The organism is Burkholderia singularis (assembly GCF_900176645.1).
Taxonomy (GTDB): domain Bacteria; phylum Pseudomonadota; class Gammaproteobacteria; order Burkholderiales; family Burkholderiaceae; genus Burkholderia; species Burkholderia singularis.
The window spans coordinates 1-20,564 of sequence record NZ_FXAN01000094.1 but is presented as its reverse complement, the minus strand read 5'-3'; the positions used below and the strand labels follow the sequence as shown (position 1 = coordinate 20,564).

General features: G+C 55.5%; 20 protein-coding genes. 16 read left to right on the top strand and 4 right to left on the bottom strand.

The genetic code is table 11. The features are described from left to right. Positions 1-33: 33 nt before the first annotated feature. A complete protein-coding gene (locus BSIN_RS20130) occupies positions 34-978 on the bottom strand; it encodes a GlxA family transcriptional regulator (protein ID WP_089341752.1) in 945 nt (314 codons plus the stop codon). Between the two features lie 265 nt (positions 979-1,243). Here BSIN_RS20130 and BSIN_RS20125 point away from each other — a divergent pair, with 265 nt between their 5' ends. The 10 genes from BSIN_RS20125 (at position 1,244) to rfbA (ending at position 12,688) form a co-directional block, all read left to right on the top strand. Continuing rightward, entirely contained in the window at positions 1,244-2,194 is a 951-nt protein-coding gene (locus BSIN_RS20125; protein ID WP_059515512.1) for a choline ABC transporter substrate-binding protein, read from the top strand. Positions 2,195-2,253: 59 nt separating this feature from the next. Beyond that, positions 2,254-3,183: a 3-dehydrocarnitine:acetyl-CoA trimethylamine transferase CdhC gene (gene cdhC, locus BSIN_RS20120; protein WP_089341817.1), complete on the top strand. Its 930-nt coding sequence runs from the start codon at positions 2,254-2,256 to the stop codon at positions 3,181-3,183. A gap of 51 nt (positions 3,184-3,234) precedes the next feature. Further along, on the top strand, positions 3,235-4,200 hold the full coding sequence (locus BSIN_RS20115; RefSeq protein WP_089341751.1) for an L-carnitine dehydrogenase: 966 nt from the start codon (positions 3,235-3,237) through the stop codon (positions 4,198-4,200). 2 nt (positions 4,201-4,202) lie between these two features. Further along, positions 4,203-4,700, top strand: coding sequence for a thioesterase family protein (locus BSIN_RS20110; protein ID WP_173678723.1), 498 nt, complete (start codon positions 4,203-4,205; stop codon positions 4,698-4,700). Between the two features lie 41 nt (positions 4,701-4,741). Continuing rightward, on the top strand, positions 4,742-5,671 hold the full coding sequence (locus BSIN_RS20105) for an alpha/beta hydrolase (protein WP_089341750.1): 930 nt from the start codon (positions 4,742-4,744) through the stop codon (positions 5,669-5,671). Between the two features lie 616 nt (positions 5,672-6,287). Further along, positions 6,288-7,283: an acyltransferase gene (locus tag BSIN_RS20100; RefSeq protein ID WP_089341749.1), complete on the top strand. Its 996-nt coding sequence runs from the start codon at positions 6,288-6,290 to the stop codon at positions 7,281-7,283. Between the two features lie 2 nt (positions 7,284-7,285). After that, positions 7,286-8,545: a glycosyltransferase family protein gene (locus BSIN_RS20095; RefSeq protein ID WP_059514835.1), complete on the top strand. Its 1,260-nt coding sequence runs from the start codon at positions 7,286-7,288 to the stop codon at positions 8,543-8,545. After that, the gene (locus BSIN_RS20090) at positions 8,535-10,688 is read left to right on the top strand and encodes a prenyltransferase/squalene oxidase repeat-containing protein (protein WP_089341748.1); all 2,154 of its coding nucleotides are present in this window, start codon (positions 8,535-8,537) and stop codon (positions 10,686-10,688) included. Before BSIN_RS20095 ends, BSIN_RS20090 begins: the two co-directional genes overlap by 11 nt. A gap of 32 nt (positions 10,689-10,720) precedes the next feature. Further along, a complete protein-coding gene (gene rfbB / locus BSIN_RS20085) occupies positions 10,721-11,776 on the top strand; it encodes a dTDP-glucose 4,6-dehydratase (protein WP_059514831.1) in 1,056 nt (351 codons plus the stop codon). A 36-nt stretch (positions 11,777-11,812) separates the two neighbouring features. After that, on the top strand, positions 11,813-12,688 hold the full coding sequence (gene rfbA, locus BSIN_RS20080; RefSeq protein WP_342670374.1) for a glucose-1-phosphate thymidylyltransferase RfbA: 876 nt from the start codon (positions 11,813-11,815) through the stop codon (positions 12,686-12,688). Between the two features lie 317 nt (positions 12,689-13,005). Here rfbA and BSIN_RS20075 read toward each other — a convergent pair whose 3' ends face one another. Beyond that, positions 13,006-13,566 carry a CE1759 family FMN reductase gene (locus tag BSIN_RS20075; protein WP_089341747.1) on the bottom strand — a complete coding sequence of 187 codons (561 nt, stop codon included), beginning with the start codon at positions 13,564-13,566 and terminating at the stop codon, positions 13,006-13,008. A gap of 58 nt (positions 13,567-13,624) precedes the next feature. After that, positions 13,625-14,731, bottom strand: a complete 1,107-nt coding sequence (locus BSIN_RS20070) for a CE1758 family FMN-dependent luciferase-like monooxygenase (protein WP_059514825.1) — start codon at positions 14,729-14,731, stop codon at positions 13,625-13,627. Between the two features lie 248 nt (positions 14,732-14,979). Between BSIN_RS20070 and BSIN_RS20065 the strand changes: the two genes are divergently transcribed. Together BSIN_RS20065 and BSIN_RS20060 are read left to right on the top strand one after the other, a co-directional pair. Continuing rightward, positions 14,980-15,855, top strand: a complete 876-nt coding sequence (locus BSIN_RS20065; RefSeq protein ID WP_089341746.1) for an NAD(P)-dependent oxidoreductase — start codon at positions 14,980-14,982, stop codon at positions 15,853-15,855. Beyond that, a complete protein-coding gene (locus tag BSIN_RS20060; RefSeq protein WP_369828215.1) occupies positions 15,788-16,345 on the top strand; it encodes a hypothetical protein in 558 nt (185 codons plus the stop codon). The genes BSIN_RS20065 and BSIN_RS20060 overlap by 68 nt, the downstream gene beginning before the upstream one ends. A gap of 143 nt (positions 16,346-16,488) precedes the next feature. Here BSIN_RS20060 and BSIN_RS26265 read toward each other — a convergent pair whose 3' ends face one another. Next, on the bottom strand, positions 16,489-16,908 hold the full coding sequence (locus tag BSIN_RS26265; RefSeq protein ID WP_218192440.1) for a hypothetical protein: 420 nt from the start codon (positions 16,906-16,908) through the stop codon (positions 16,489-16,491). Between BSIN_RS26265 and BSIN_RS20055 the strand changes: the two genes are divergently transcribed. The 4 genes from BSIN_RS20055 to BSIN_RS20040 all read left to right on the top strand — a co-directional run. Further along, entirely contained in the window at positions 16,881-17,177 is a 297-nt protein-coding gene (locus tag BSIN_RS20055; protein WP_082711780.1) for a helix-turn-helix domain-containing protein, read from the top strand. The two genes, BSIN_RS26265 and BSIN_RS20055, sit on opposite strands and share 28 nt — an antisense overlap. Positions 17,178-17,691: 514 nt before the next feature. Next, positions 17,692-18,831: an acyl-CoA dehydrogenase family protein gene (locus BSIN_RS20050; protein ID WP_089341744.1), complete on the top strand. Its 1,140-nt coding sequence runs from the start codon at positions 17,692-17,694 to the stop codon at positions 18,829-18,831. Between the two features lie 59 nt (positions 18,832-18,890). Further along, on the top strand, positions 18,891-20,000 hold the full coding sequence (locus BSIN_RS20045) for an efflux RND transporter periplasmic adaptor subunit (protein ID WP_069235637.1): 1,110 nt from the start codon (positions 18,891-18,893) through the stop codon (positions 19,998-20,000). Next, on the top strand, positions 19,997-20,564 hold a 568-nt coding region (locus BSIN_RS20040), incomplete at its 3' end, for an efflux RND transporter permease subunit (RefSeq protein ID WP_173678722.1). The genes BSIN_RS20045 and BSIN_RS20040, both read left to right, overlap by 4 nt.

Below are 20,564 nucleotides of genomic sequence, written 5' to 3'. Positions count from 1 at the left end.
GTGGTGCACAGTCAGGTGATGCGATGCAAAAATTCAACGCCGGGCACGCCGATCGTCTGTCGGGCTCAAGCCGAATTGCGTGCGATAGGTTCGTGAGAAATGAGAAGGTGATTCGAAGCCGCAGGCCGCACAGACGGCGGCGACCGTCATATCGGTCTGCTGAATGAATTCGCGTGCACGTTCAAGCCGTAGACGCTGATAGAAACGCGCCGGCGTATCGTTCAAGGTCGAGTTGAATAGACGTTCGAGTTGACGGCGCGTTACGCCGACTTCCCGAGCGAGCATGGCGGACGTCAGCGGACTGTCGATGTGCCGCTCCATCATGCTGATCACTTGAATCAACTTGCGATTGTGTACGCCGTACCGCGCGGCGATTTCGAGGCGCTGGCGATCGGAATGCTGGCGAATGCGGCCCAGCACGAACTGCTCGGAAATCGTGGCGGCTAGCTCGGCACCGTGCCGGCGCGCGATCAGGGCGAGCATCATATCGATCGATGCCGTGCCGCCGGCACAGGTGATGCGCCGCCCGTCGATCTCGAACAGCTCCTGGGTCGTCTTCAGGTTGGGGTAGCGTTCGCGGAATGCTGCAAGCGCTTCCCAGTGCAGCGTCAGCACGTGCGACGGATCGAACAGGCCGGCTTGCGCGAGCACGAAGCTGCCCGTATCGATCCCGCCGAGCGTCGCGCCGTGCCGGTATTCACGTTTCAGCCAGTCGCCGAGCGCGCGCGTATAGCAAGCAAGCGGATCGAAGCCCGCCACGACGAAAATCGTGCTTGCACGCGTGATTTGTGCAAACGCGGCATCTGCATTCAGCAAAATGCCATTGCTCGCGACAACCGGCATACCGTCGCTGCTGATGATGCGCCATCGGTACAGATCGGGCTTGAAGCGGTTCGCGACACGCAGCGGCTCGACTGCCGACATGAAGCCCAGCGCGGAAAAGCCAGGCAGCAACAAGAAATAGAAATCTTCTGGCATGGCTCGCGCATCTGACCGATTGCGACTGAGCGTATCAAGCAAGGCGCACCGAGGCAAGGCAGGTTTTCTAAAAATGCCGGAAAAGCGCCATTTCATTCGATCTTTCGGTCACCTAGTGGTTTTTACGAAGAGTCGCAAACAGGCAAGGGAACGTCGCCGCTGGTCGCTTCACCACGAATATGACTCGTTACCTTTGATTCCACGATGCAGACCGAACGGTTTTACCGGAATCGGCATGCATGATCCGTCGAATCAGGAGGGAACGATGAAGCCGATCGAAACACTTGCAGCCGGTGTAACGCTTTTCGCAGTCGGCTTGCTCCCACAGCCGTCGTTCGCGCAGGATTCGGCCGCATGCCGAAATGTGCGGTTCGCGGATATTGGCTGGACTGACATTACGTCGACCACGGCGCTCGCGTCGCTACTCTTCGCTGGCCTCGGTTACAAGCCGACGACAACGATCGCGTCCGTGCCGATTTCATTTGCAGGCCTGAAGAATAGACAACTCGACGTTTCGCTAGGTTATTGGTGGCCGGTGCAACAACATCAGATTCAGTCGTTTATCGACTCGAAGTCGATCACGGTCGTCGAGCCGCCGAATCTGTCGGGGGCGAAAGCGACCCTCGCGGTGCCAGCCTATGTTTATCAGGCGGGTTTGAAAACATTCGACGATATCGCGAAGCATCGCGCCGAACTCGGCGGCACGATCTACGGCATCGAACCAGGCAGCAGCGCGAATGCGACGATCCAAAAGATGATCGATACGAATCAGTATGGGCTTGGCGGTTTCAAGCTCGTTGAATCGAGTGAGGCGGGGATGCTCGTTGAAGTGAATCGGGCGATTCGTAACCAGAAATGGATCGTATTCCTCGGGTGGGAACCGCATCCGATGAATATCCAGATCAACATGAATTATCTGTCGGGCGGCGATGCGGCATTCGGGGCGAACTATGGCGAGGCGCGGGTCTATACGCTTACCGCACCTGATTATATGGTGCGTTGCCCGAATGCAGGCAAGCTCGTCGGCAATCTGCGCTTTACGACGCAAATGGAAAACCGGCTGATGCTGTCCGTGATGAACAAAGTCAAGCCAGTGGATGCGGCGAAGGAATACATCAAACAGAACCCGCAAGTGCTCGATGCGTGGCTTGCAGGGGTGAAAACCTATGATGGCAAGGACGGTTTACTTGCAGTGAAGGCTTATCTCGGGCTTTGAGCGGCGAGTTGACGGTTGTCATCGAGCATACTCATTTTCATTCGAACAAGGTGGGCGCGATGAATCAGGAAGTCATAGTGACTTGTGCAGTGACGGGGGCCGGCGATACGGTCGGCAGGCATCCGGCGATTCCCGTGACGCCGAAGCAGATTGCCGACGCGGCGATCGAGGCGGCGAAAGCGGGCGCGACGGTTGCGCATTGCCATGTACGCGATCCGCAAACCGGCCGCGGCAGTCGTGATCCGGAATTGTATCGGGAAGTGGTGGACCGGATTCGCTCAGCCGACGTCGATATCATCATCAACCTGACTGCGGGCATGGGTGGCGATCTCGAGATCGGTCCCGGCGAGGATCCAATGCGCTTTGGCAAAGGTACGGATCTCGTGGGCGGACTGACGAGACTCGCGCACGTCGAGGAATTGCTGCCTGAGATTTGCACGTTGGATTGCGGAACGCTGAATTTTGGCGACGGAGACTTTATTTACGTGTCGACGCCCGCGCAATTACGCGTGGGTGCGAAGAAAATCCAGGCGCTTGGCGTGAAGCCCGAACTGGAAATTTTCGATACGGGCCATTTGTGGTTCGCGAAGCAATTACTGAAGGAAGGGCTCCTCGATGATCCGCCACTTTTCCAGCTTTGCCTGGGTATTCCATGGGGGGCGCCCGCCGATACAGGCACGATGAAGGCGATGGTCGACAATTTGCCCCCCGGCGCGCATTGGGCCGGCTTCGGGATCGGCAGGATGCAGATGCCGATGGTTGCGCAGGCGATGCTGCTTGGAGGACATGTGCGGGTCGGTCTCGAAGACAATCTATGGCTTGATCGCGGAGTTCATGCATCGAACGGTTCACTCGTCGAGCGTGCGCGGGAGATCGTTGAACGATTGGGCGGGCGTGTGCTGGATCCGGCTGAAGGGCGGCGCAACCTGGGGCTTGCGCCGCGCGGCGAACGGCAGCTCGAACGGCGGGCGATCACTGACTATGCGTAATGCATCGGACTGCTTGATTTAGTTTCATTTTTCACCAAGGGTAGATCGTCCATGGCTGTCATCACTAAAATCAATACGTTCGCGGCGGTCGGCACCGGTGTCATCGGCAGTGGCTGGGTGGCGCGCGCACTGGCAAACGGGATCGACGTCATTGCTTGGGACCCCGGAAAAGATGCAGAGCAGCAATTGCGGGCGAATGTCGAAAACGCGTGGCCCGCGCTCGAGCGCATCGGGTTGAAGCCTGGTGCATCGCAACAGCGATTGCATTTTGTCTCGACGATTGAAGCGTGCGTCGCCGATGCGGATTTCATTCAGGAAAGCGCGCCGGAACGGCAAACGCTGAAGCTTGATCTGCATGAGAAAATCAGTCGTGCGGCGAAGCCCGATGCAATCATTGGCTCGTCGACGTCCGGCTTGTTGCCGACCGATTTTCATGCGCGCGCGCTCCGGCCAGAACGATGCGTGGTCGGGCATCCGTTCAATCCGGTCTATCTGCTTCCGCTGGTTGAGGTGCTTGGCGGTGTGCGAACCGCATCGGAAACCATCGACGCGGCGATCGATATCTACCGCTCACTTGGAATGCGGCCATTAAGGGTGCGTAAGGAAGTGCCAGGCTTTATCGCGGATCGTCTGCTCGAAGCACTGTGGCGAGAAGCATTGCATCTTGTCGATGAAGGCGTTGCGACGACAGGCGAGATCGATGACGCAATCCGTTTCGGCGCGGGAATACGCTGGTCGTTCATGGGGACCTTTCTGACGTATACCCTGGCGGGCGGCGAAGCGGGCATGCGCCATTTCATGCAGCAATTCGGTCCCGCACTGGAATTGCCGTGGACCAAATTGGTCGCGCCGCGCTTGACCGACGCGCTGGTCGATCGCATTGTCGAGGGTACGGAGAAACAGCGGGGACAGCGGAGCATCAAGTCGCTCGAACGCTACCGGGACGAGTGCATTACAGAAGTGATTGCGACGATTGCCGCGGTGAAAGCGCGTCACGGAATGCGCTACGAGGAGTGACGATGACGACGGTGTCAATGCATGGGACGGAGCTGACGATTTACCGCGATACGGTGCGTTCGGATTGGACAGATTACAACGGGCACTTGCGTGACGCGTTTTATCTGCTGATCTTCAGCTTCGCCACCGATGCGTTGCTCGACGCGATCGGCCTTGACGATGCTGCGCGCAGATCGCGCGGCCGATCCGTTTATACGCTCGAGGCACATATCAATTACCTGCGCGAAATCAAGGAAGGCGCGAGTGTGCGAGTGGATGTCCGCGTGCTTGCACACGACGCGAAGCGGCTGCACTTATATCTCGAAATGTTCGCGAATGGAGCCGATGAAGCCGTGTCGGCGAGCGAGCAGATGTTGTTGCACGTGGATACGAGCGGCCCCAAAGCCGTACCGTTCGACGATGATGTCGCCGAGCGTATCGCGCAGTTGCATGCCATGCAGCGCCGATATGCGGCTCCGGCTTACGCGGGACGCTTGATCGGCTTGCCGGCCCCACGCTGACCCGCTTCTGATCGACAAATCGTTTCAGATCCAGGTAAATCATGCTGGAGCCGGAAATTGAAGCTTTTATTGCTCGGGCTGCCGCATGGTATCCAGGCGATGCGTCATCGCGGCCGATCATTGAGCAACGCGCGCTTTACGATCGATTTGCTGCGGCTTTTACGCGGCCGCTGCCGATCGGCGTTACCGTATCCGATGCCAGATTCATCGCCGCCGACGGCCGAGCGATACGGTTACGCCGTTATCGATCGCACTGCCGCGTTGCGCGTGGGACGGTCCTGTATTTTCACGGCGGCGGCTTTGTCGTCGGTTCGCTGGATAGCCATGCGCCGATCGCAGCCAGAATCGCGGCTGATACTGGGCTCGACGTGATCGTTGTCGATTATCGGCTTGCACCCGAGCATCGCGCGCCCGCCGCAGTCGACGATTGCCTGTGCATCGCCGGCGCCGCACTTGGCGGCTATTTGCCTTTCGATTCGACCTCGGGGCCTTTTCGTTTGGTTGGCGACAGTGCGGGCGGCACGCTCGCCGCATGGGTTGCCGCATCGTTGCGCGATGCCGGGCGTGATGGCATTTGTGCTATCGCACTTGTCTATCCGATGCTGGGCTTCGAGCCGCAGCTGCCGGCTCGCGAGACGGAAGCCCATGCATCAATGTTGACGCTCGCGGACGTCCGTGCATATCTTCGGCTTTATTGGGGCGATGTGCCGCCGCCACACGGTGCCATGCCGCTTGATGCGCATCGTTTGGACGGCTTACCACCGGTGCTTGCGATCGGCGCCGAACATGATCCGCTGCGGGATGATGCATATGCATATGTTTGCCGCATTCGTTCGGCAGGCGCTGACGCGAGCTATTGGCTCGGCAGGGGGCTGGTGCACGGCGCGTGGCGAGCGCTCGACACGAGTCCGCAGGCGGCGCGGATGCATCAGATCGTCTGCGATTTTCTCGTTCGGGCAAAACGCTTTTAACAAGATCTCTGCATGTTGGAGTCGGTGGCGCTTTTTCCGTCAAAGGATTGGCCGCATAACGACACGTTATCCGTACCGGGACGAGCGTTGCTGTATTCGCGATGCGATACCTGGCGATCGCAAGAATTCCACGCGCACAAATACGCTGAGGGCGGCACGGATTTCTGTGACAATTCAATTAAGAAGATGCTTAATCAAAATTTTTTTACCGGAATGATTGGCATATTTTTCTGTAAAAAAATTACTTGCATTAATGATTTGATTTGGGTATATGCGTTCCGATGGGGAAAAATCATCACTGATTTCGAACAGGAATTCACTCGATTTGGGCATAAATAATAAGCATTGAATTCTATAGTGTTCATTTTGTGTGGCCATAATAAGGAAATTGCGAAAAATAGCTTGTGCCGGTAGACTTCTCGGGTTTTCAAGTCAAGGTATGTATTAAAAATCAAATAGTTACATATAATGCCCGACGTAACCCAAGGGGTATTGCAATACGAAACGAAAAGTACTATTACTATCGTACAGTACAACTATCGCTGCTCGCATGTTCACAGCAATCCGCCTATTCGTCTTTGAGTGACGGGTCGGCATGTACGGGGAATTTCCAAGTATGACCACTCGACAACCATCCGAAAAGGATGTGCTGTCTGGCGACGCACTTATCGAAATCCATTCGGAAATATCGAACGGCTCGGAAATTGGGCCGGGGGTATGGGTGCGCGCTGCTTCGACAGTTACGGAAACGAAAATCGGAAAATCCTGCTTTGTCGGGTTTAGATCGATTTTGGAGTTTGCCGATATTGAAGAGGGAAGCATGTTCGCGTCGCGCGTGCATTTGCGCGGCACGCGCGAGCGAAGAATTCGAATCGGGCGAAATGTCTGGCTCGGTACGAATGTGACCGTTGCCGCCGGTGTGACGATCGGCGACGGCGCTGTGGTGGCGGCAGGTGCGCTCGTTATGACGGACGTGGCGGCTGACGAAATCGCGGTCGGTCGGCCGGCACGGATCGTATCGAAGCGGCAAGCGGCCGAGGACGGTTTCCCCGATCCTTCGCCGATATTGAGCAAGGTGCGACATCGAGCGCAAATGGGGCTTCCGACGTTTCTCGAGGAATCGTCGTTGTCCCCGCAGCGGGCGATCGCCGAAGGCGGTTTGCAGAACTGGCGTGTATCCGGTTCCACCTTCGTCGATGCGGAGTTGACGGGCGGCGTGGACGTGTCGATCGACGACGGCTGCATCCTGATCGGCCGGAGTGCGAAAAAAGGCGGGGTATCGCCAAAAGGCGGGATTCACCTGGGTAGTGGCGTGCACATCGCGCCGCTCGTGATCGTCGAAGGCGCGGGTGGTCTCGTCGTCGGCGAACGTTGTGTGATCGGTCGAGGCGTGACCATTGTCACGTCTACGCATGACCACCGTTTTCGGTCTCTTCCGTGGGTTGAGGCACCCGTAACGATCGGGCCGGGGTGCACCATCGGAGAGGGAAGCGTAATCGTGGGGCCAGTGAACATCGGCGAGGGCGCAACGGTAGAACCCTACTCGGTCGTGATTCGCGACGTTCAGGCAGGACATCAATCTCGAGGCGTAGTCTCAATACAGGAGAAGTAAAAATGATCATCTTCGCACCGAATCCGACCGGTTCCGGGCACAACATGCGTGCTCTTTCCATCGGTCAGGCGATCAAACGGCAGAACAGCACCGCCGAACTCGCGGTGGCGCTGGGATCGCTTCAGCAGACGTTTACGCCGCTCTTCGAAAAATCCGGAATCAAGGTAATCGACATTGCCGGACGGCTCGTCGATTACTCGAAGAAAAGCAACCTGTCCAAGACATTGGACTGGACGAACTATATTGGCGGCTATATCGCCAATACCTTCATGTCCGGCGAGCGGGTTCTGTCTTATCTTGCATTGATCGACGAGCTGAAGCCCGATGTTCTAGTCTCCGATTACAACATGGCTGCTTGCATGGCTGCTATCTTCAGCGGGACACCGTTGGTCTTCGTGACTGAGCGTTATGACTTCACGCTTTGCCAATTGACCGACGAAGAGCTGGGGCGTGGCGGATTCGATGTCAACGCAGTCGAATTGCAACGGGCGCGCGTCGCGCTGCATCGGCAATTCGCATGGATGATCGAGAGCAGTCAACTGGTTCTCACCGACAAGCCTTACATCGAAAGCATCGATACGGGCACGCCGGTCGAAGCCGCATTGATTTCCGGTCGGGCGCACTTTGTCGGGCCGATGATTCGCGAGCCCGCGAATCAGGATGTGTCTACGGTTCGCGCGGATCTGGGCATCGGCGATTCGCCGTACATTATCGCGTCGATCAGCGGCACCACGATGTTCGCCGAAAGCAAGCAAGGGTTGCTTAACGGCTATATCGAGAGCTACGAAATCCTCAAGAAGCAACGTCCGGATCTCAAGATGGTTCTGCTCGGGCGAGACGAGGTCAAGGCGGGCGACGGCATCATCACCGTTCCTTACTATCCGAACTGGATGGGGTTGCTCAAAGAGGCGGAACTGCTGCTGTCGGCCCCAGGTTGGATCACGGTGACCGAAATCTCGGCGCTGAACATCCCGACGCTTTTCATTCTCCCGTCCAACTCGGAATACCACGAAGTCGAAGCGCTGCGCCGCTTGTGCGAGCTGGGGTTCCCGACCTATGTCGGTTACGACAAGGATGAATTGGCGGAGATCATCGAGGCCGAGCTATTGAAGGACCGCAAGGCCGACGAATATTTCCTGCCGCACTCGAAGGTTGCCTCGCCAGATTGGAAGGGGGCGGATCGGGCCGCCGTGAAGATATTGGAGTTGGCTGAGTCGGCTGAAGTCACGGACAAGGACGAGGAAGTGAGCTATGCAATCTGACGTGCTCAAGTTCATCGAGCTTCGGCTCAAGGATGGTGAATACGGCGGCTATTTCCCCGTTACGGACTGCGAAGGAAAAATCGTTGTCAGCACGGACAAGCGATTGATCGATCAGGTCAACGCGGCGATTTTGTATATCGAGCAAGGCGACGAGGCGAATGCAGAATTCGCCGTTGCTGCGCTCGACAAGCTGTATCGTCCGGAGCAGGGCGGTTTTTCCGAATTGACTGACCGCTATTGGAATCCTCAAGCGGTGGGAGGAGCGAGAACGCTGCATGTGCAACTGAATACTGCCAGGGCGTTGTTGCTTTATGCGGAAAAGTTCGGAAAGCCAATTTATTCGACGAGAGCATTCGATCTGCTTGAGAAGGTGCGGACGCTGGCGCAACAAGGGGAACTGGCCGGCATCTATAGCGCGGATTGGACCGTTGCGTTGGATGATGCAGGCGGTCTCGATCTGGAGATCAGTGCGACTTGCCTTGCCGCAACACTGAAAAAGCTCGGCATTGACCGAGGGCTCGACGTATTGTCTGCGCTCGTCGATCGGCTGAAGCAGCGCCTCGAGGCAGGCGCCGGCAAGTGGCAGTCGAGAGCGTTTCTCTCATGCGAGGTCCGGGCGAAAACGGCTATTGCATTGGCGAAGTGGGCCAGCGCGAATGCCGACGACGCACTTGCCGGAAAAGTTCGCTCGTTCCTGAAAGTAACCATCGATCTTTATCGTGATACGCGATACGGCGGCTTCTGGGATCGCGTCAACGCGAGCGAACAAGTGAAGGTGGACTGGCAGGTTTCGTATGTGAAGAACGAATCGCCGTTTCCGATCAAGCGGACGATGGATGCGGCATTGCTGCTGAAGGCCGTTCGCGAATCCGGCCATGCCGATGCCGCGGTTGAGGACGAATTGATCCACGCTGTCGCGCATTTCCGCGATGCTCAGTCCGGCGGCTTTTTCCTTGGAATGGGATATTTCTGGTCGACGCCGGAAGATCCCACGGTGCCGTTCGCACGTCAGTTTTGGGCGGCGCCCCGCCAGCCGGGTGTCTTTACGATCGGAAATCTCAGCTATCTGCCGTTGCACGTCAAGACGCTGGAGACGCAGATCGTTTGCGCGCAGGTCGCGCAAGCATTGCCTGAAGCGCCACGTGCCGGTGCAGCCGATATCGACAGTGAACTGATTGACCATGCGCTCAACGGTAATTTTCGAGATCCGCACACCGGCGCGGTTCCGACGCTTCCGGTCAATGTGGACAAATATTTGAACTGGCTGGATCGCGCAAGGCCTTCCAAGTCGTTGCCGTATGGGTTGACTGCCGAGATCTCGCCGCTCGGATTTCGCGCCGATCGCACTTGGCAAGTGTTTTCCGCGTTGCACGTGCTGTCCGATTTGCGCGCGCTCGATATGCCGATCGCCGCGGCGGAAGACTTGGTCAGATCGATACGGAATTGCCAGAACGCGGACGGCGGATTTTCGGAGCAACCGGGGCAGCTCAGCGATGTGTTCGCAACGTATTGCGCGACGGTTTCGCTGCGCTTGCTCAATAGCGAGCCGCTGAATCCACAGGCATGCATCGACTATGTCAATCGCTGCCAGAACCCGGATGGCGGATTCGGAAACGTGCCTGGCTTGCGCTCGGATATCTGGCATACGAATTTGGCCGTCTTGTCGCTGCATGCATTGGAGGCGGAGCCTGCCGACAAGAATGGTGTGTTCGCGTTCGCGCTTGCGTGCCGCTGCGCTGACGGCGGATTCTCGAATATGCCGGGCTTACCGCCGGATACCTTTTCCACGTACCGCGCGGTGTCGACGCTTGGCGCGCTGGGCAAGCGGCTCGCTCATGCAACGGCAACGGTCGACTGGCTGCGCGCGCTCCAGGATCCCAGCGGCCCGTTTCTGTATCGGCCGGGGCGTGCGCGCAGCCTGGTCGGGACTTACATGGCGATCGCGTCGCTTTACCTGCTGGATTCGGAGCCGAAATTCCCCGAAGAGGTCAAGCAGTGGGTGGCTTTGCACCAGAAAGAGGACGGCGGCTTCGGCCCATTAGGGACGACTTCCGCGACGACGGACGAAAGCTTTACCTGTATCCAAACCCTTTTGATTCTGCAGCGCTCACTGACTCCGTATTGGGTTGCTGTCGTCAACTGAAAATCGCTTGTTAAATTGAGCAGGGCAACGCTATGAGAATTCTCGTGACGGGTGGAGCCGGTTTTATCGGTTCTGCTTTGATTCGATATTTGGCCACGTCGACAGATGCCGTGATCGGCAATATCGACAAGCTTACCTACGCAGGAAACATCGACTCCCTGCAAGACGTGTCGAGTTCGGGGCGGTATTTTTTCTTCGAGGCCGACATCTGCGATGCGGAAGAAATTCAGTCGATCTTCGAAAAGTTCAAGCCGGATGCAGTCATGCATTTGGCAGCCGAGTCGCACGTCGATCGCTCGATTACCGGGCCGGCCGATTTTATCCAGACCAACGTGAACGGAACGTTCGTGATGCTCGAAGTCAGCCGCCGTTATTGGTCGGGGTTGCCGGCAGCCAAAAAGGAGGCGTTCCGGTTCCATCATATTTCGACGGATGAGGTCTTTGGCGATCTGGAGAAAGACGACAGTCCGTTTACGGAGAAAACGCCTTATGCGCCGAGTTCGCCGTATTCCGCATCGAAAGCGGCGTCTGATCATTTGGTCAGAGCTTGGCATCGCACTTATGGGATGCCGGTCGTTATTACGAATTGCTCGAATAACTACGGCCCTTATCACTTCCCCGAAAAGCTCATCCCGCACATGATTCTCAGTGCTTTGGGCGGAAAACCATTGCCGGTATACGGCAACGGTCAGCAGATTCGAGATTGGCTGTATGTCGAGGATCACGCACGGGCGCTGTATCTGGTGGTGACCAAGGGAACGGTCGGCGAAACCTACAACATCGGCGGTGGGAATGAGCGGACGAATCTAGAAGTGGTCGAATCGATCTGTGATTTGCTGCAGGAACTGCGGCCCGCGCGCGAGATCGACCATTATCGCGATCTCATTACCTTTGTCGCGGACCGGCCTGGGCACGATGCCCGATATGCGATCGATCATCGGAAGATCACGTCGGAACTCGGTTGGCGGCCGGTCGAAAGTTTCAGCACTGGGCTGCGAAAAACGGTCGAGTGGTATTTAAATCATTCCTGGTGGTGGGAAAGAGTGTTGTCCGGCGCTTACCGGCTCGAACGGATCGGTGTGGTCTAGGCCGCCGGTCGAAAGTATAAAATTTCATGAGATTGAATGATGGCCACTTATAAGGGAATCGTTTTGGCCGGAGGCAGCGGTACGCGGCTGCATCCGCTAACCTTCGGTGTTTCGAAGCAGTCGCTTCCGGTTTACGACAAGCCGATGGTCTACTATCCGCTGTCCGTGCTTCTTTTGGCGAATATCCGGGACATACTCATCATCAGCACACCGGACGACATTGGTAGCTTTCAGCGAATGCTAGGTGACGGCAGTCAATTTGGCGTTTCGCTCAGCTATGCAGTTCAGCCGAGCCCTGATGGTTTGGCACAGGCGTTTTTGATCGGAAAAGAATTTATCGGAAACGACAACGTCTGCCTGATTCTCGGCGACAACATCTTCTATGGCAGCGGCTTGTCGGGGATTCTGGGCGACGCTACATCCAGGGAAACCGGCGCCACGATTTTCGGCTATCACGTGCTCGATCCGGAGCGATTTGGCGTGGTGGAGTTCGATGCGTCCGGCCGGGCGATCAGCCTGGAGGAAAAGCCGCGCGAACCGAAATCGAATTTCGCCGTTACGGGCCTGTATTTTTACGACAACGATGTAGTGGATATCGCCGCGTCGATCAAGCCGTCCGCACGCGGCGAGCTGGAAATAACGGATGTCAATCGAGCCTATCTGGAGCGAGGGGATTTGTACGTCAATATGCTTGGGCGCGGCTTCGCGTGGCTCGATACTGGCACCCATGATTCTTTGCTCGAGGCGTCGAACTTCGTTCAAGCGATTGAAAAGCGGCAGGGGTTGAAAGTCGCTTGCTTGGAGGAAATCGCTTTCTCCAAAGGGTGGATCAGTCAACAAGCGTTGCATGAGCGTGCATCGTCTTTGAGCAAGAATAGCTACGGACAATATCTTTCCACGCTGTTGGCATAACAGAGCATTGGGCAGGTTGTGACTCAGGTAAGCATTGCAGCTTGCCTGGGTCTTTTTTATTGGATCGGCAGGTTCGGAGACGCGGTGGCGCGAGTGCTTCGGCCCGGTATGGGTGCAGGCACCTGGGCTCGTTATTGTTGGCGCGCTTGCAGAAGGGTATTGCCGGGAATGATGTCGTGAATGAAGTTGCACGCTGGCCGCTTTCATGGCGGAACATATCGTGCTCCTGAGATATTTTTCATGAGATGGGTTTGAAAATGGAGTGGTGATTTATTTGAATTGAATTTTTACCGTCAATCGCCTCGATCGTGGCTTGTTTATTGAAGCAAGGCTGGTTGGGATTGATTGGCTGTCAGGGTCCAAAGTTCGCTGGATGCCGATTTTATTCTTTCATTCAAGATCTCTTCGGTTTCCTTCTGAGTCCAATCCTTGGACGTGGCGAATATCGCGGTAGGTACCACCCAAGCACGCAAATAGCCGAAGAGGGTTCTCATTGCACCGTCCAGCATCAGCGAGTGCCTGACGCTGCCGCCCGTGGCCGCCAGTAATACCGGTTTGGCGGTTATTCCGTCCGGACGCAGCAGATCGATGAACATCTTGAAGAGCCCGCTGTACGATCCTTGATAGACGGGGGTTGCCACGATCAAGGCATCCGAGTCCACGGTGGAGTCGATCGCGTTTTGCAGTGCGACGCCTTTTTCCCCTGTCACAATAGCTTGACTGATTTCAGCAGCTAGCTTTCTCAACTCCACCCATTCAAATTCCAGTTCACCGTTTTCTCCGGATACTTCCTTGACGGCATCCATGATTCTGGATGCCAAAAAATCGGTGGATGATGGAAAGCTCACACCGGCAGTGACGATGGCGATTCTTTTCATTTGGGTCACCTCATGCTCGTTGAAGGGATCGGAAATCGAGTTTTCGTATCAATGAATTTCAAGAACTTGCGTAGCTTTTAAGAATTTCGTTGTTTTTATGTGCTGCTTTCCTGTTTTCATGAGTCGGCGGATCGGCAGCCAAAGGGTTTCGATTCTTCTGGGTTTCTTTTCTCAACACGGGGAGCACCTGACTGCCGAACAGATCCAGCATGTCGAGCACGGTTTTCAGCGGTATCCCTGCATGATCGAAAAGAAAAAGCTGGCGTTGATAGTCGCCGAAGTGCTCCCTGAAGGTCAGCGTTTTGTCGATGATTTCCTGCGGGCTGCCGACCGACAGCGGCGTGGCCTCCATGAATTCTTCGAGAGAAGGCCCGTAGCCGTAAACCGGCGCATGGTCGAAATAAGGGCGGAACTCTCGCTTGGCGTCTTGCGAATTGGGCCTGATGTAAATATGCCCACCGAGACCGACGATGGCCTGCTCAGGCTTACCGTGGCCATAATGCGCATAGCGTTCTCGATAAAAATTGACGAGTTGCATGAAGTGTTCGCGTGGCCAGAGGATATGGCTCGCGAAAAATCCGTCTCCATAATATGCGGCCTGTTCGGCGAATTGCGGCGTGCGAATGGAACCGTGCCAGACGAACGGCGGCACATCGTCCAGCGGCCGGGGTATGGAGGTGAAATTCTGTAACGGCGTCCGGAATTTTCCACGCCAATTAATGGATTCCTCACGCCATAGGCGATACAGCAAATCGTAGTTTTCCAATGCAAGCGGCACCGCATCCAGAATATTCTTGCCGAACCATGGATAGACCGGCGCCGTGTTGCCCCTTCCAAGCATGAGGTCGACTCGGCCGCCGGCCAGATGCTGCAGCAGTGCATATTCTTCGGCGAGGCGCACGGGGTCGTTGGTCGTAATCAGGGTCGTCGATGTCGACAGAATGATTTTTTTGGTTACCGCAGCGATATAGGCCAGCGTGACTGGCGGAGCAGGCGTGACAAAAGGCGGATTGTGATGCTCGCCGCTCGCGAATACATCCAGGCCGATTTCTTCAGCCTTTTTCGCGATTTGAATCATGGCCTGTATGCGCTCTGCTTCGGTGGGAACGGTATTGTTCGTGGGGTCGCGCGTGACATCGCCAACGCTGTAAATTCCGAACTGCATGTAGCCTCCGTTAAATGACGGCCTGACGGCACTGCAGCCAACATCCGAACGGCTCACCTTCACCATTCGCGCCGACGCCCGAATTGCTCGGTGCACGGCCAAGTGCAGAACATCAGATCTATTGTTCGATTGTACGTTGATACGTGTACAATAACAACGAGCGGCACGAAATATTGCCTCGACGGCATGTCCGCCGGCCGTTTACCGGCGGCGCGAAGCTACGAATGATCGATTTTCGGGAGATGTGAATGAAGCTCGGGTTTATCGGGTTGGGTACCATGGGCAAGCCGATGGCTGCCAATCTCGTCAAGGCCGGATACGAGGTCCGGGTTTGGAATCGCTCATCACCGGCTATCGAGGAACTGAATAGGCTCGGAGCGGAAGTCGCCGAAACACCTGCCGACGTAGCCAAGGTTGACGTGTTGTTTTCGATGTTGTCCGACGATGATGCGGTTCGGTCGATATTGGTGGACGGCCGTGTCATTGATGAAATGCAGAGCGGAGCGATTCACGTCAATATGGCTACGGTCTCGGTGGCACTGGCCGCAGAGCAGACGTCATTGCATCAACAAAGAGGAATCGGGTATATCGCGGCGCCGGTATTGGGGCGGCCCGACGTCGCCGCATCGGGAAAGCTGAATATTCTCGCCGCCGGGCGATTCGATTTGATCGATAAGGTTCGGCCGCTATTAGTACCTTTAGGACAAAAAATCTGGCAATTCGGAGAGAATCCGGCTCAGGCCAATGCCGTCAAATTGTCGGTCAATCTCATGATCGCGTCCGCTATTGAGTCGATGGCCGAAGGCGCTGCCCTGGCCGAAAGTCATGGTATTTCCACCGAGGATTTCATTGAGCTGATCGGCTCCACGCTATTTTCCGTTCCGGTATATCAAGGATATGGTCGGCTGATGGCCGAAAAAAATTACCAACCGGCTGGATTCAAGCTGGCGTTGGGTCTGAAAGATATCCGGCTTGCTTTGCAGGCGGGAGAGGCGGCACGCGTTCCATTGCCCTTTGCGGGCGTTTTAAGAGAAAACTTACTCGATGGCCTGGCCCATGAGCAAGGCGAACACGATTGGGCTTCCCTATTTGAGGTGGCAAGACGGCGAGCGGCGCTGGATTGATGCCGCGCCTTTTGAGGTCGAATTCATTGGAGGAAGCATGGGTATTTTTCCGATTGTCCGTAAAGGGGCGTTGCTGATTTTATTGGCGCTTTCGTATTCCTGTGGCGCTCAAACGATGGCTGCCGGAATCGATTCGGCAGACCAATCCGGCAAGAATAAGAGTGAAGAGGCCGGGCGCGCGAATCAGCCGGTATTGTTGACTGTCGTTCTCAAGCATGATCAGAGCAAGCCTTTGCCGGATATTATTAATCAAGTCAAAAAACAAGGATTCTACGATAAATTTCCACCTAAAGATGTTGAAGTGGTATCTTGGTACGTATGGATGGGGGTCGGGCAAGTGATTACTCTAAAGGTACCTCCGGGGAAATTACGGGAAGTCAATAGGGTATTGGAAGAGTCGGCTTGGGGAGGGTTTAGGACCGAGGTGTATGCAACATACGATTACATGGGCATCGGAAAGCGTTTGCATGCTGGTGCATTTTCTAAGTAATTTGCAGTTTTGATGTGATGGTGCCGATATGGGCGTATGGTGTGTCATACCGGTAGTGCCCCCGGTAGCGATTGCATTTACTGTCCAGGCTTGATGTTGGCTTTTTACCAGTCAATTGATTGGCGGTGGCGTCTGTAACGTCGTCATGCCGGTTTCTTGTTTTTGCAGTTTGCTTGGCTGCGATGCGCGTATTTTTCGACCAATGCGCGATCTGGCGGCAGCTGTATTTCGTCCGAGATATTCGAATGTCGTAGGTGTCGTGTGCCCGGCACTGCGATGGTTATCGGGTTCCCGGCCAGTCTAAGTCCATGCGTCTGCGTGCTCTGGTATTCGCCAAGGGCGCTTTGGCGGCGTGTGTTTGGCCTGCTGACGTGATTCGGTAACGCATGCGGCAAATGCCGACTCAAACTGAAGAGCTTTTTTTCAATGGCCATATGCCAAATGGCGGAAGCAAGGTAGCGGTGGCGCGCGTGCGATGGGTTGCGGCCATGTGTGTCGCAATCGGTTGTAATTTTGAATTTCGGGGATCCTTTGAATGGTGGCAAAACATTCACTGGCAGCATCGTTGAGAATATTCCGGAAGGCCAGGGGGCTGAGCCAGGAGGCATTTTCAAATGTGTCCAGTCGTACGTATCTGAGCTCGTTAGAGCGAGATCTCAAGTGCCCAACTCTGAATAAGTTGGCGGAACTCTGCGAAGTTCTGGACATTCATCCGCTGACTTTGCTGATATTGGCTTATGCGGATGGCAGCGTTAACCAGACAGATCAATTGTTGCTGCAAGTTCAGTGCGAATTGGCGTCTGTGCTAAAGAACGATCGGGCGGTGTCTTAGATCTGCTTGTCGGATCGTTTTTCGCGTGCTGGGTGTGCCGAGGCTGGTTATTGCATACTCCGTTTTTGGGCGCCGGATGGGTCGTTTTCGGTAAAAACGGCTTGCTCCGGCGAATCGGCATGTGTTCCTTCGTGATGTGTGACGGACGAAGCAACCAGTGGCGATATCTGCCTATTTCGCGACGAATAACTCAGATGAGACTGGGTTCCAGTGCTCAGGGTTGTTCATAGTTTTTTTGAATTAAAAAACTATCCAATTAAAAATAAATTTCATAAACCCACCGAAAGGTCATGCGCGGCCTCCTATCCGCCTGTTTGGTGCGGAGATAGAGAGGATGGCGGGTTTGGTTGCCGCACAGTGCAATAGTCGCTTGCGACTGTACTATTGTTTTCGTACAATTGGATAACGACGACCCGCTGCCACCACGCTCCGGCCCCTGGCCAGACCTGCGTCAGAGGGCGCGGTCACTGCTTCTCGCAAGAACCCGTTTTTCGTTAGCTATAAGGAGCTGGTAATGAACACGCTGATGCTGCGGAAGAATCTTTCCGAAGATGCTGGTAGCTGGATCAACAAAATAGATGCATTCGGAGAGATGCTCGCCGGACATCGAGAGTATTCCGAGCAAAAAAAGGCGACCCATCCAGAGGTGATGGATGAGCTTTTTAAGGCCGGTCTGGGGAAATTGTCGATTCCAAAGGCTTTTGGCGGGCGTCAGGTTCCTTTGGCGACGATCGCGGAAATTCTGCAAACCTTGTCCAAATATGACGCTTCGGTTTCATGGCAGGTCGCGGTTCAGGTTGCAATGGGGCGCTTGGCCGACTACTTGCCTGAAGAGGCCGCCCACGAGATTTATAGCGATACCCGCCGGTTTGTCATTGGCGCCATTCACTCCGGCGGCACAGCGGTTCCTGAAAAGGACGGCTACCGATTGAGCGGTCAATGGACGTTTGCGAGCGGTTCTCCGCACGCGGATTGGCTGGTATGTACCGCAGTCGTTCAGAATGACGATGCAGCCGCCACGCCTGAAACACGGATGTTCTTCGTTCCGGCGAGCAAATGCCAGATATTGGATACCTGGGACACGCTGGGTATGCGAGGCACGGGCAGCAATGATTTCACGTGCAAAGACGTATGGGTCGACAAAAAACTGAGCGTTGACGCGAGTCTTCTGAAATATCGTCCGAAGGAGCGTTCGACGCTAGCCTATTTCACGGGTTACTACGATTTCGGCACTATCGCCGCAATGGCAACCGTCTATGGGATTGCCAAATCGGCACTCGAATTCTTCCGTGACAATCGAAAGAAACCACTCGATCCGAGTGTTGGTCCGGTGATCGATGAGAAAGTTGGGCGTTCGTTGTCGCTGCTTTATTCCGCGAGATTGCTTTTGGACGACGCTGTCGAGCAAGCGGCGGTTCCCAACGACGGGAACGTGGTCGGCACGCATCCGCGAGTAGCGGTGGCGGCTGCGACGATGACTGAGAATTCGGTTGCTGCGCTCAATCAGATTTATACCCTGGCTGGCGCCGGTGCGGTCTATAAACGGAACTACCTTGAGCATTGCTTCCGGGACATTCATACCGGTTCCAAGCACTTTACCCTTTCGCCGTTGAATTTCTACAGCATCGGAAACGCTTTTCTTGAAAAGCAATAAGTCGGAATGTGGATGCGTGCCCTTGATGCGCGATATATAAAAATCTTCGAGGTCGGAAAATGAAGAAGCGAGGAAGTTATATTTTTGGTTTTGTGCTCATATCTGCCATTGCTGCCGGCGGTATGTACATGACGCTTCAGCACTCAGCCGCCCAAGCGCAGGAGGGCAGTCAAAACGGCGGGCCCGCCACCCTGGTTGCAATGGCAAAAGTGGCGTCTGCGCCATATGTCTACTATGTGGAAAACATCGGAAAGCTCGAAGCAAGACAGCAGACTTTGCTATCGGCGGAGGTGGGCGGTCGGGTTGCATCCATCAATTTCGATTCCGGAAAGGTGGTGAAGGCCGGCGACGTATTGGTCCGCATCAATGACGAACCGGAACAAGCCGAGCTGATTCGTTTGAGAGGCGAGCTGGCGACGGCCAAGGCTCAATTGGATCGGGTGCAGGAGTTGCAGAAGACCGGTGCGGAGAGCCGTCGGGCTTACGATGATGCAAAAGCTCAATACGACGCCGCGCGAGGGGGGCTCGAAAAAATTCTGGCCAACATCAACCAGAAAACGATTCGGGCTCCCTTTGACGGAATGTTGGGAATACGGCAGGTACATCTCGGGCAGTATTTGCAGGCCGGTAATCCGATTACGACGTTGACGAATCCGAATGGCATCAGAGTGGATTTCAATGTGTCGGAAAGCGATAACTCAAAGCTCCGACCCGGTCAATCGGTGACGATCGTAACAGATAGTTATCCTGATAAAGTTTTCGAGGGAAAGATCAACGCAATCGATCCTCAGTTGAACGATTCGCATATCGTCAGCGTTCAAGCCGATCTCGTCGACAAGGAAAAGCTGTTGAGGCCCGGTATGTATGCGCGAGTCCGGGTGGCGGCTGAGCAGCGTAACGAACTGGTCATACCCGAATCTGCGATTACCTACAACGCATACGGGGAAACCGTGTTTCAGGTTTATAAGGACGATCACAAGCGCAGCCGTGTGCGCCGGGTGAATGTAAAGGTCGGTGAGCGTAGGGACGGTTACGTGGTTGTCGCAGCCGGTTTGAAGGACGGCGACGAAGTTGTGACGTCGGGGCAGGTGAAACTGACCGATGGAGTATTGGTACAACGAGGCGACGATTCGCTCGCTCTGAACAAGTCGGGCGGTACAGTGAAATGAAATTTACCGATATTTTTCTGCGCAGGCCGGTGCTTGCGTTGGTGGTGAGCACGCTGATACTGATGGCAGGCGTGATTTCGGTATTGAATTTGCCGATACGGCAATATCCGGTGCTGGAAACCTCCACGATTACGGTTACGACTCAATATCCCGGCGCGTCGTCGGATCTGATGCAGGGTTTCGTGACCCAACCGATCAGTCAGGCCGTCGCGTCCGTCGAGGGGATCGATTATCTGTCGTCGACGTCCACGCAGGGGCGCAGTGTCGTTACGGTCCGCATGCAATTGAATAGCAATTCGATCGCTGCATTGACCGAAGTCATGGCCAAGGTGAATCAGGTCAAATACCGGCTGCCGGAAGGGGCCTATGATCCGGTTATCGAGCGGACGTCGGGCGGCTTTACGAGCGTGGTGTACGTCGCGTTCTCGAGCAAGCAGCTTCCGATACCGCAAGTCGCGGACTACATCTCCCGTGTTGTCAACGTCGGACGTAATTTCCCCAGAAGTGTCGAAGTAAAATTCCCCCACCCTGTTCGGACGGTGATCAGCCGGCGATGTGATCGGA